Origin of the sequence: Streptomyces sp. NPDC003247, assembly GCF_042888135.1 — a bacterium.
Lineage (GTDB): Bacteria > Actinomycetota > Actinomycetes > Streptomycetales > Streptomycetaceae > Streptomyces.
Genome location: NZ_JBIAPF010000032.1, coordinates 1 through 11,058, shown reverse-complemented (window position 1 = coordinate 11,058; position 11,058 = coordinate 1). Strand labels below are relative to the sequence as shown.

The 11,058-nt window shown below is 74.4% G+C and carries 3 protein-coding genes; all 3 read right to left on the bottom strand.

Features of this window, described 5'->3' with window-relative positions; genetic code table 11:
- Positions 1-1,866: type I polyketide synthase (locus ACFYWQ_RS43520; protein WP_389526415.1), on the bottom strand; the 1,866-nt coding region annotated here is incomplete at its 3' end.
- Positions 1,867-2,041: 175 nt separating this feature from the next.
- Positions 2,042-7,660 carry a type I polyketide synthase gene (locus tag ACFYWQ_RS43515; RefSeq protein WP_389526408.1) on the bottom strand — a complete coding sequence of 1,873 codons (5,619 nt, stop codon included), beginning with the start codon at positions 7,658-7,660 and terminating at the stop codon, positions 2,042-2,044.
- Positions 7,661-7,710: 50 nt separating this feature from the next.
- Positions 7,711-11,037, bottom strand: a complete 3,327-nt coding sequence (locus ACFYWQ_RS43510) for an SDR family NAD(P)-dependent oxidoreductase (protein ID WP_389526412.1) — start codon at positions 11,035-11,037, stop codon at positions 7,711-7,713.
- Positions 11,038-11,058 lie beyond the last annotated feature (21 nt).

Genomic DNA, 11,058 nt, shown 5'->3' with positions numbered 1-11,058 from the left:
CTCCCCGAACACCACCTCCCTCAACGGCCGCTCCAACCCCGCATCCACCTGCCCACACACCTCGTCGAACACCGCCGCGAACTCCGGCACCGACCCGTACAACTCACGCCCCATCCCCCACCGCTGCGCCCCCTGACCCGTGAACAGGAAAGCGAGGCCCGCGGTCGGGTCGGATGCCTGGGCGGTCACCGTCCCGGGGTCGGCGGAGCCGGCCGCCACGGCGGCCAACTGCTCCAGCAGGTCCGCCCGGTCCCGTCCCGCGACCACGGCACGGTGCTCGAACCCCGTCCGCGTCGTGGCCAGCGAGAAGCCGACGTCGGCCGGACGCATCTGGGGGCGCCGGGTGACGAAGTCGTGCAGGCGCCGGGCCTGGACACGCAGGGCGTCCGCCGAACGCCCCGACACCACCCACGGCACCACCGCCGGACCGCCCGTCTCCGGTGCCGGGGACCCCGCGGCGTTCTCCGGCTCCTCGGCAGGGGCCTGTTCCAGCACGACATGGGCGTTCGTCCCGCCCAGGCCGAAGGAGGACACGGCGGATCGGCGCGGTGCCCCGGTCTCGGGCCAGGGCCTGGCCTCGGTCAGCAGTTCCACCGCGCCGGAGTCCCAGTCGACCTGGGGTGTCGGAGCGTCCACGTGCAGCGTCTTCGGCAGCACGCCCCGCCGCATCGCCTGGATCATCTTGATGACACCGCCGACGCCCGCGGCCGCCTGACTGTGCCCGATGTTCGACTTCAGCGACCCCAGATACAGCGGAGCACGCCCTTCCCGTCCCTGTCCGTAGGTGGCCAGGAGTGCCTGCGCCTCGATCGGGTCACCGAGCCGCGTCCCCGTCCCGTGCGCCTCCACCACGTCCACGTCCCCGAACGACAGCCCCGCGCTCGCCAGCGCCTGCCGGATCACCCGCTCCTGCGACGGACCGTTCGGCGCCGTCAGACCGTTCGACGCACCGTCCTGATTCACCGCCGAACCCCGCACCACCGCCAGCACCCGACGCCCGTGCCGCCGCGCGTCCGACAACCGCTCCAACAGCACCAGACCCGCACCCTCACCCCACACCGTCCCGTCCGCACCCGCCGCGAACGACTTGCACCGACCCCCCGGCGACAACGCCCGCTGCCGCGAGAACTCCACGAACGAGATCGGCGTCGCCATCACCGTCACCCCACCCGCCAACGCCAGATCACATTCCCCCTGACGCAACGCCGTCGCCGCCAGATGAATCCCCACCAACGACGACGAACACGCTGTGTCCACCGCCACCGCCGGACCCTCGAAACCGAACGTGTAAGCCAGGCGGCCGACGGCGATGCTGGCGGAGGCGCCTCCCGCGACGTACCCCTGGATGTCGGCCGGGACCTCGTCCAGGATGTTCGCGGCGAACCCCTGGTACATCAGTCCGGCGAAGACGCCGGTGCGGCTGCCGCGCAGCGAGGCCGGCACCACGCCCGCGGTCTCCATCGCCTCCCACGCCGTCTCCAGCAGCAACCGCTGCTGCGGATCCGCCGCCAACGCCTCCCGCGGCGACATCCCGAAGAACTCCGGCTCAAAACCCGCCACGTCCTGGAGGAACCCGCCCTCGCGGACGTACGACGTGCCCATCCGGTCGGGGTCGGGGTCGTACAGGTCCTCGTTCCAGCCCCGGTCCGCGGGGAACGCGGAGATCGCGTCCACCCCTCCGTCCACCAGTTGCCACAGCTCCCCCGGTCCCGTCACCCCACCCGGGAAGCGGCACGCCATGCCCACGATCGCGATCGGCTCCCGCGCCCTGTCCTCCACCTCGCGCAGCCGCCGGCGCGCGTCCCGCGCGTCCGCGATCGCCCGCTTCAGGTACTCCCGCAGTTCCTTCTCGTCAGCCATCAGAATCCAACCGCTCCAAGGTCGTACGAACAGGTGAGGGGAAGTCGGGCCAGGGGGACGCCGGGTGGGGGGGACGCCGGGTGGGGGCGCGTGCGCGGGTGCCGCGCGGCGCGGGTGACACCCCGGGCGTCGTGGTGCCGTGCCCGGGGTGTGCTGGATCGGGTCCGCCGCGGGCGCGGGCTCACTCGCTCCCGTCGACGAGGGCGAAGAGCTCCTCGTCGCTCGCGGAGTCGAGATCGTCGTGGCGGCCCGCGCCGCCGGACAGCTCCAGGAGTTCCTGGAGCCGCTCGGCGATCCGCTGCCGTGCCGCCTCGTCGTCGGCGGCGGCACGGATGCCCGCCTCCAGTCCGGCCAGGCCGGTCAGCACGGCCTCGGCCGGAGCGGTCTCCTCCGTGGCCAGCTGCCCGTCGAGATACCGCGCCAGCGCGCCCACCGACGGATGGTCGAAGACCAGGGTGGTCGGCAGCCGCAGCCCGCACGCGGCGTTCAGCTGGTTGCGCAGCTCCACCGCGCTCAGCGAGTCGAAGCCCAGCTCCTGGAAGGCCCGGCCCACCTCGATGCCGCCGGGGTCGGCGTGGCCGAGCACACCGGCCACCAGTCCGCGCACCAGGTCCACCAGCACCCGCTCGCGTTCCGCGGCGGACAGGTTCGCGAGCCGCTCCGCGAGCGAGGTGCCGCCCGTCGTGTCCTGCGGCCGCTGCGCCGGAGGACGCACCAGGCCCCGCAGCATGGTGTGCGGCTCGGCGCCGCGGGCGCGCAGGCCCGCCGTGTCCAGCCGGGTCAGGGCGAGGACCGGCTCGCCGGTGGTGTGCGCGGCGTCGAACAGCACCATGGCGTCGTCGGAGGACAGCGCCCGCAGACCGGTCCGCGCGAGCCGCTTGAGGTCGACGTCGCCCAGGTCGCCGCTGATCGCGCTGGTCTCCTCCCACAGTCCCCAGGCCAGGGAGACGGCGGGCAGGCCGGCGGCCCTGCGGTGGGCGGCCAGCGCGTCCAGGAAGGTGTTGCCCGCGGCGTAGTTGGCCTGGCCGGGTGTGCCGAACAGTCCGGCGGCCGACGAGTAGAGGACGAAGGCGGTGAGGCCGAGGTCGCGGGTGAGCCGGTGCAGGTTCCACGCGGCGTCGACCTTCGGCCGCAGCACCCGGTCGAGCTGCCCGGCGGTCATCGCGGACAGCACGCCGTCCTCCAGGACGCCCGCCGTGTGGACGACGGCGGTCAGAGGACGGTCCTGCGGGATGGCGGCCAGCACCGCCGCCAGCGCCTCCCGGTCCGCCACGTCGCAGGCGGCCGTCACGACCCGGGCGCCCAGCTCCTCCAGCTCCCGGCCCAGTTCGGCGGCGCCCGGCGCGTCGGCGCCCCGGCGGCTGAGCAGCAGCAGGTCCCGGGCGCCGTGCCGGACGACGAGGTGCCGGGCCAGCAGGCCGCCGAGGGTGCCGGTGGCACCGGTGAGCAGGACGGTGCCGCGGTCCCAGCGCGGGCCGGTGCCGTCCGTGGTCTCCCGCTCCGCGCCCTCCTCACGCCGGGTGCGGGCCAGGCGCGGCGTCAGCAGTGTCCCGCCGCGTACGGCGATCTGCGGCTCGCCCGTGGCCACGGCCGCCCGCAGCAGGGCGCCGGCATCGTGCCCGGCCGTGTCGTCCTGCCCGAGGTCCACGAGGACGATCCGACCGGGGTTCTCCGACTGGGCCGACCGCAGCAGTCCCCACACGCCGGCGTGGACCAGGTCGGTGACGTCCTCCGCGCCGGCGGCGACCGCGCCGCGGGTCAGCACGACGAGCCGCGATTCGGCGAACCGCTCGGCCGCCGACCAGGCCCGCACCGTCTCCAGTACGCCGTGCAGCGCGGCCCGCGCCGCCCCGGCCACGTCGGCGGGCTCCGCCGTCGCCACCGCGGGTGCGATCACCACGGACGGGACGGGTGCGCCGTCCGGTTCCACCGCCGCGGCGAGCGCGGCCAGGTCGGCGTACGCGTGGTCCGCGCCCGGCAGGACCCCGTCGGGGAACGCCCCGGCGTCCCCCACCACGGCCCAGTCACCGGGCCGGTCACCGGCCGGGTCACCGGTCCGGTCACCGGCCCCGGTCTGCGCCGGTTCCCACGCCACGCGGAACTGGCCGTCCCGGACCGTGGCGCTCGCCTGCGACAGTGCCTCCCTCGACACCGGCCGCAGCGACAGGGACTCGACCGAGGCGATCAGGGCACCGGCCTCGTCGACCGCGACGACGGAGATCTCCGAGGAGGCGGCGTCCGGGTCCGGCACCGGCAGCCGCACCCGCAGCGACACGGCCCCCGGGCCGTACACGCGGACGCCGGACCAGGCGAACGGCAGCTGTGCCCGACCGCCCTCGCCGGCCACCCCGGGCAGCAGCGCGTGCAGGGCGGCGTCCAGCAGGGCCGGGTGCAGGCCGTACTGCGCGGCCTCGGCGCGGCCGGCCTCCGGCAGCGCGATCTCGGCGTACACCTCGCCGTCGCCCCGCCAGGCGCGGCGCAGTCCCCGGAAGGCGGGGCCGTACGCGTAGCCCTGGTCGGTCAGCCGCTCGTACACCCCGTCCAGTGGGATCTCGGCGGCCTCGGCGGGCGGCCACACCATGAGTCCGGCGGCGAGCGACGCGGCGGGCAGGGTGCCGTCCACGGCGAGGAACCCCTCGGCGTGCAGCTCCCACGCCTGGTCGGTGTCGGGGGTGTCGGGGCGGGAGTGGACGGCGAGGGTGCGCCGGCCGTCGCCGTCGGGTGCGCCGACCCGGACCTGGATCTGGAGCCCGCCCGTCTCCGGCAGCACCAGGGGCGCGGCGAGGGTCAGCTCGTCCACCCGGTCGCAGCCGGTCTCCCGGCCGGCCCGGGCGGCGAGTTCGAGCAGACCGGTGCCCGGTACGAGCACGGTGCCGAAGACGGTGTGGTCGGTGAGCCAGGGGTGGGTCCGGCGGGAGATCCGCCCGGTCAGCAGCACCTCCTCACTCCCGGCCACCGGCACCGCCGCACCGAGGAGGGGATGAGCGGCACCGGTCAGCCCCAGACCGGCCGCATCCCGGCCACCAGCCCGCTCCTCCAGCCAGTACCGCCTGCGCTGAAAGGCATACGTCGGCAGATCCACCCGCCCCGCACCCGGCAGCACCCGCGCCCAGTCCACCCCCCGCCCCCGCGCATGCAACCGGCCCAGCAACACCGCCAACGACTCCAGCTCCGACCGGTCCTTCCGCAACACCGGCACCACCAGACCGGGTTCACGCCCGACACCGGCCGACACCAGAGCACTCAGCACGGCGTCCGGACCGATCTCGACGAAGTCCGCCGCGCCCTGCTCGTCCAGGCAGCGCACGGCGTCGTGGAACCGTACGGCCTCGCGCAGTTGCCGCACCCAGTACCGCGGCGAGCACGCCTCCCGCTCCGACAGCACCTTCCCCGTCACCGTCGACACCAACGGGATGTGCGGAGCCCGGAGCTTCAAGCCCTTGACTACCTGCTCGAACTCCTCCAGCACACCGTCCATGTGCGGGGAGTGGAAAGCGTGACTGACCTTCAGCCGCCGTATCTGCCGGCCACCGTCACGCCACCGCTTTTCCAGATCTCCCACGACTTCCGCGTCTCCGGAGACGACCACGGCGTCCGGACCGTTGACCGCCGCCAAGGACACCCGGCCCTCGAACTCCGCCAGATCATCCGCCACGGCCTCCGGCGCGGCCCGCACCGCCAACATCGCACCACCCGACCGCGCCGACCCCATCAACCGGCCCCGCGCCACCACCAACCGCGCCGCGTCCCCCAACGACAACACACCCGCCACATGCGCCGCCGCCACCTCACCCACCGAATGCCCCGCCACAAAGTCCGGCACCACACCGAACCCCTCCAACAACCGGAACAACGCCACCTCCAACGCGAACAACGCCGGCTGCGTGAACTCCGTACGATCCAAAACCCCCTCCGCCTCCGCCTCCCCGAACACCACCTCCCTCAACGGCCGCTCCAACCCCGCATCCACCTGCCCACACACCTCGTCGAACACCGCCGCGAACTCCGGCACCGACCCGTACAACTCACGCCCCATCCCCCACCGCTGCGCCCCCTGCCCCGTGAACACGAAGGCCAGCCGTCCCGCACGCGACCGCTCCTGCACCCGCACCGAGCCGTCCGTGCCGCCCGACGCCAGCGTCTTCAGACCTCGTACGAGGTCGGCGCGGTCCGAGCCGACCACGATGCCGGCGACGTCCAGGACCGCCCGGCCGGACGCCAGCGACCGGGCCACGTCGCGGACGTCGAGGCCGGGGTCGGTCTCCACGGCCGCCAGCAGCCGGGCCGCCTGCCCCCGCAGCCCCTCGGCCGAGCGTCCGGACAGCACCCACGGCACCACCGGCAGGCCACCCGGCACAGCGGCGGCCGACGTCTCCAGCCCCTGCTCCTCCGGCGCCACCGGCTCCCCCGGCTCCTCCGCGGGCGGCTCTTCGATGATCACGTGAGCGTTGGTGCCGCCGATCCCGAAGGAGGAGACGCCCGCGCGGCGAGGCCGCTCGGGAGTCGCCGGCCAGGGCTTGGGCTCGGTGAGGAGTTCCACCGCGCCGGAGTCCCAGTCGACCTGGGGTGTCGGGGCGTCCACGTGCAGCGTCCGGGGCAGGACACCGTGCCGCATCGCCTGGACCATCTTGATGACACCGCCGACGCCCGCGGCCGCCTGACTGTGCCCGATGTTCGACTTCAGCGACCCGAGGTAGAGCGGCCGTCCGTCACGGCGCTGTCCGTAGGTGGCGAGGAGCGCCTGCGCCTCGATCGGGTCACCGAGCCGCGTCCCCGTCCCATGCGCCTCCACCACGTCCACGTCCCCGAACGACAGCCCCGCACTCGCCAGCGCCTGCCGGATCACCCGCTCCTGCGACGGACCGTTCGGCGCCGTCAGACCGTTCGACGCACCGTCCTGATTCACCGCCGAACCCCGCACCACCGCCAGCACCCGACGCCCGTGCCGCCGCGCGTCCGACAACCGCTCCAACAGCACCAGACCCGCACCCTCACCCCACACCGTCCCGTCCGCACCCGCCGCGAACGACTTGCACCGACCCCCCGGCGACAACGCCCGCTGCCGCGAGAACTCCACGAACGAGATCGGCGTCGCCATCACCGTCACCCCACCCGCCAACGCCAGATCACACTCCCCCTGACGCAACGCCGTCGCCGCCAGATGGATCCCCACCAACGACGACGAACACGCTGTGTCCACCGCCACCGCCGGACCCTCGAAACCGAACGTGTAAGCCAGGCGGCCGGATGCCACGCTGCCCATGCTGTTGCTGGCCAGGTTGCCTTCGAAGCCCTCCTTGGGGAGGTCGGGGCGCCTGCCGTAGTCCTGGTACATGTGGCCGGTGAAGACGCCGGTGCGGCTGCCGCGCAGCGAGGCCGGCACCACGCCCGCGGTCTCCATCGCCTCCCACGCCGTCTCCAGCAACAGCCGCTGCTGCGGATCCGCCGCCAACGCCTCCCGCGGCGACATCCCGAAGAACTCCGGCTCAAAACCCGCCACGTCCCGCACGAAGCCGCCTTCGCGGATGTACGACCTGCCCACCCGGTCGGGGTCGGGGTCGTACAGGTCCTCCTCCCAGCCCCGGTCCGCGGGGAAGGCCGAGATCGCGTCCACGCCGCCGTCCACCAGGTCCCAGAGCTCCCCGGGAGTCGTCACCCCACCCGGGAAGCGGCACGCCATGCCCACGATCGCGATCGGCTCCCGCGCCCTGTCCTCCACCTCGCGCAGCCGCCGGCGCGCGTCCCGCGCGTCCGCGATCGCCCGCTTCAGGTACTCCCGCAGTTCCTTCTCGTCAGCCATCAGAATCCAACCGCTCCAAGGTCGTACGAACAGGTGAGGTGTCGGGGCCGTCAGTCGGCGTTGTCCACGAGGGCGAAGAGTTCCTCGTCCGTGGCGGAGGCCAGGTCGCCGTCGGTGGCGAGGGTGCCGCCGGACGCGTCGAGCAGTTCCACGAGCCGTGCGGCGATCCGCCCCCGCGCGCCGCCCTCCGCGGCGACGACCGCCCGGATGCGCTCTTCCAGGGCGTCGAGGTCGGCGAGGACGGTCTCGGTCTCGGCGGTCCGGTCCCCCGCCGCGGCCGACCCCGTGCCGGTGACGGTGCCGGTGACGGTGGCGAGTTGGGCGGACAGGTAGGCGGCGAGTGTGCCGACGGTGGGATAGTCGAAGATCAGCGTGCTGGGCAGGCGCAGCCCGCACGCGGCGTTCAGCTGGTTGCGCAGCTCCACCGCGCTCAGCGAGTCGAAGCCCAGTTCCTGGAAGGGCTGGGCCGCGTCGATGCTCCCGGGGTCGGCGTAGCCGAGGACGGCGCCGACCCGGGCGCGCAGCAGCTCGGTCAGTTCCCACTCCCGGCGCTCGGGGGTGAGGCCCGCCACCTTCGACGCCCAGTCGTCGGGGCGCCGCGCGGTGCCGGTGCCGTCGGCCGCGTTCCGCTGTCCGGCCCGGGTCGTGGCCCCGCGCAGCACCGCCGACGTCGGCCCGAGGGTCGTGCGCACCCGGTCCAGGCGCATCGCGGCCGGGACCACCAGGGCGTGTTCGGCGGTGAGCGAGGCGTCGAACAGGGCGAGGCCCTGGTCCGGGCCGAGCGGGGTGAAGCCGTTGCGGGCCCAGCGCTCCAGGGCGGCCTCGCCGAGGGTGCCCGCCATGCCGTGCGCGGCGTCCCACAGCCCCCAGGCCAGGGAGACGGCGGGCAGGCCGGCGGCCCTGCGGTGGGCGGCCAGCGCGTCCAGGAAGCTGTTCGCCGCGGCGTAGTTGGCCTGGCCCGTCGTGCCGATGACGCCGGAGATCGAGGAGAACAGGACGAACAGCGCGAGGTCCCGGTCCCGGGTCAGCTCGTGCAGATGGCTCGCGGCGTCGACCTTCGGCCGCAGGACGGTGTGCAGGCTGTCGGGGGTGAGTGCCTCGGCGGGCCTGTCGTCGAGGGCGCCGGCCGTGTGCACGACCGCGGTCAGCGGACGGTCGTCCGGGATGCCGGCCAGTACCGCCGCCAGCGCCTCCCGGTCGGCCACGTCACAGGCGGCGATGTCGACCTCGGCGCCCAGCCCGGTCAGGTCCCGGCGCAGTTCTTCCGCCCCGGGGGCGTCGGGGCCGCGCCGGCTCACCAGCAGCAGCCGCCGCACGCCGTGTCCGACGACCAGGTGCCGGGCGAACAGCGCGCCCAGACCGCCGGTGCCGCCCGTGACCAGCGCAGTGCCGCGCGGATCCGGCTTCGGCAGGTCGCGGCCCACCGCCGGCGCACCCGTCCGGCGGGCCAGCCTGGGCACCCTGAACCGCCCGTCACGGACGGCGACCTGGGGCTCGTCGAGGGCGAGGGCGGCGCGCAGCGGGCGGTCGCCCTCGTCCTCGGCGGCGGCCGGGTCGAGGTCCACCAGGGTGATCCGGCCGGGGAACTCGCTCTGCACCGAGCGGATCAGCCCCCAGAGCGGCGCTCCGGCCAGGTCGGCCACGTCCGGGTCGGCGGCGGCGACCGCGCCGCGCGTCACGACGGCGAGCCGCCCGGTGCCGGGCCGCTCCAGCCACCGCTGGACGAGGCCCAGGACCCGTTCCGCCGTGGCGTGGGCCGCCTCGGGGGTGAAGGGCTCGGCAGGGCGCGGAATCCGCAGAACGGCGGTCTCGGCGCCTGATACGGGGTTCTCGGCGCCGGTGACGTCATCCGTGACGTCGTCGGTGAGCTCCGCCCAGTCCGCCGGTCCCTCCTCCCGTTTCGCTGATCCGCCCTCTGGGTCCGTCGCCTCGACGACGGGCCACTCCACCTCGTACAGGCCCTCCTCGCGGGTGCCCAGCGAGCGGGTGAAGTGCTCCTTGAGGACCGGCCGCAGCGTCAGCGAGGCGATCTCCGCGACGGGCGTGCCGTGCCGGTCGGCGAGGGTGAGCGCGGTCCTGTCGCCGTCGACGGGGGTGAGCCGGACGCGCAGCACGGCACCGCCGGGGCGGTGGAGGACCGCGCCGGTCCAGTCGAACGGCAGCCGGATCAGGCCCTCGGCCCGGTCGTCGGCGGCGGTGTCGAGGACGAGCGGGTGCAGCGCGGCGTCCAGCAGCGCCGGATGCAGGGTGAACCGGTCGGCCTCGTCGAGGAGTCGCTCCGGGAGGACGACCTCGGCGAAGAGTTCGCCGCCGCGCCGCCACAGGGCGCGCAGCCCACGGAAGGTCGGCCCGTACTCGTATCCGGTGCCGGCCAGCGTGTCGTACGAACCGGTCGGCACGATCTCGGTGGCCCGGGCGGGCGGCCAGTCGCGCAGTTCCCGGAAGGCGTCCGGGGACGGCTCGGGACGGGCGGTGGTGAGGACACCGCCCGCGTGCCGGGTCCAGGTCCCGGGCGTCTCGTTCTCGTCTCCGTCGGTGTCCGGCCGTGCGTGGACCGAGAACGCGCGGCTGCCCTCCCGGTCGGGTGGGCCCACCAGGACCTGGAGCCGGGTGCCCCGGTCCGGGGCGAGGCCGAGGGGTGCCTCCAGCGTGAGCCGTTCGACCTGGGGGACGTCGAACCGCGCGCCCGCGGCGGCGGCGATCTCCAGGAAGGCGGTCGCCGGGAGGAGCACGGTGCCGTCGACGACGTGGTCCGCGATCCAGCCGTGGACGCCCGGCGTGATCCTGCCGGTGACGACGGCCTCGTCGCGGTCGGCCGGCGTGACCACGGCCGTGAGCAACGGGTGCCCCACCGTGTCGAGTCCGAGGCTGTGCGCGTCCGTGCGGGGCGCGGGCGTCAGCCAGTAGTGACCGCGCCGGAAGACGTACGTGGGCAGGTCGACGCGTGTCGCGCCGGGGAAGAGGGGCGTCAGGTCGACGTGGACGCCGCGGGCATGGGCCCGGGCCAGGGCGGTGACGAAGGTGTCGGTCTCCGCCCGCCCGGCGCGCATCAGCGGTATCGAGGTCGCGGCGCCGTCCGCGTAGCCCTGGATCATGCCGGTGAGGACGGCGTCCGGGCCGATCTCGACGAAGTCGGTGACACCCTCCTCGATCAGCTGCCGGGTCGCGTCGTAAAACCGCACGGTGTCCCGCAACTGCCGCACCCAGTACCGCGGCGAGCACGCCTCCCGCTCCGACAGCACCTTCCCTGTCACCGTCGACACCAACGGGATGCGCGGCGCCCGGAGCTTCAGGCCCTTGACTACCTGCTCGAACTCCTCCAGCACACCGTCCATGTGCGGGGAGTGAAAGGCATGACTGACCTTCAGCCGCCGCACCTGCCGGCCACCGTCACGCCA